Source organism: Nitritalea halalkaliphila LW7 (assembly GCF_000265075.1).
In the GTDB taxonomy this organism is placed as follows: domain Bacteria; phylum Bacteroidota; class Bacteroidia; order Cytophagales; family Cyclobacteriaceae; genus Nitritalea; species Nitritalea halalkaliphila.
In genome coordinates this window covers 1-1,074 of record NZ_AJYA01000115.1, presented here as the reverse complement: position 1 = coordinate 1,074, position 1,074 = coordinate 1, and the positions used below count along the sequence as shown (strand labels likewise).

Here is a 1,074-nt window from a genome sequence, read left to right as displayed (position 1 = left end):
CCGAGGTGAAGGGCAGTGATAGTTTACGGGTTTCCTATATGGGCTATGCCTCGCAGGTATTTGCGCTAGCAGAAAAGCGCAACACTTCTTTTGTGGTCTCTTTAAAAAAAGTAGAGAAGGAATTGGATGCAGCGGTTGTTCTGGGATATCCATTAAAGGACTTGATGAAAAAATTTCTCGATAACATGGGAAATACCTTTTACCCAGACCCTTTAGAAATAGATGTGTTCTATCAGGAAGTGATCGAAGAAGAGGGCAAGTATGTGGGATTCGCACGTGCGGCGGGTTACATGCACTATGCGGGCTATGATCGAGCGTTTTTCGATAAAAATAAGGATACGTGGACCGGAATGGTGCATTACAACACGTTTTACCAGGTACAAAAGTCGGATTATCACATGTTGCATTCATTTACAGGAAGTGCCAGAAATGCTGTTAATTGGGCCATGGCAAAGGAACCTTACCAGTATTTTGGCTTGAATCCCAACTGGTTTACGTATGAAGTATTGGGAGAAACGATCATCGACGATCGACCGGTGTATATACTGTCTTTTCATGCGTCGAGTAAAGCCTTTGATCGTGATATTAACAAATGGGGGCGATCGCATAAGAAAAAATTACAGCAAGGGGTATTCTATATCGATCAGCAGGATTATGGGCTTCATCGTATGCATTTAAAGTGGGAGAATCCAGATTCTACAGCTAAAATGCATGAAGGTTTTGAATACAAACACGTGCTTCTGGATGAGTCGCTTAATGCCTATTATCGTCGAACGGAAGAAGGGCGGTATGTATTTACTTATGTGAACCAATCTAGGACTGCGATCGGCTATGGGTATAAGGGGGAGGGTTTTCGTGAAGGGAAGCAGATGAGGGAGTTTGCTGAAATGTATGCATTAGCGTCTTCTCCAGGGAATTTATCTTATGATGAGTTAAGAGCGCGTTACTTGTATGGTCTGCGGGAGAGTGCTCCTTATTACAAGTTGAACTATTTAGCTGACTTATACAATGGTTGGATTTTCACTTCAGGTCGATCGACTGTATGATCCTACATTTTGGAGAAGTCGTCCTACC

1 protein-coding gene is annotated in these 1,074 nt (G+C 42.8%); it reads left to right on the top strand.

The features are described 5' to 3' along the window. Positions 1 to 1,046 (top strand): hypothetical protein (locus A3SI_RS21345; protein WP_009057846.1); only part of this gene is annotated, 1,046 nt, incomplete at its 5' end. Between the last annotated feature and the right edge of the window lie 28 nt (positions 1,047 to 1,074).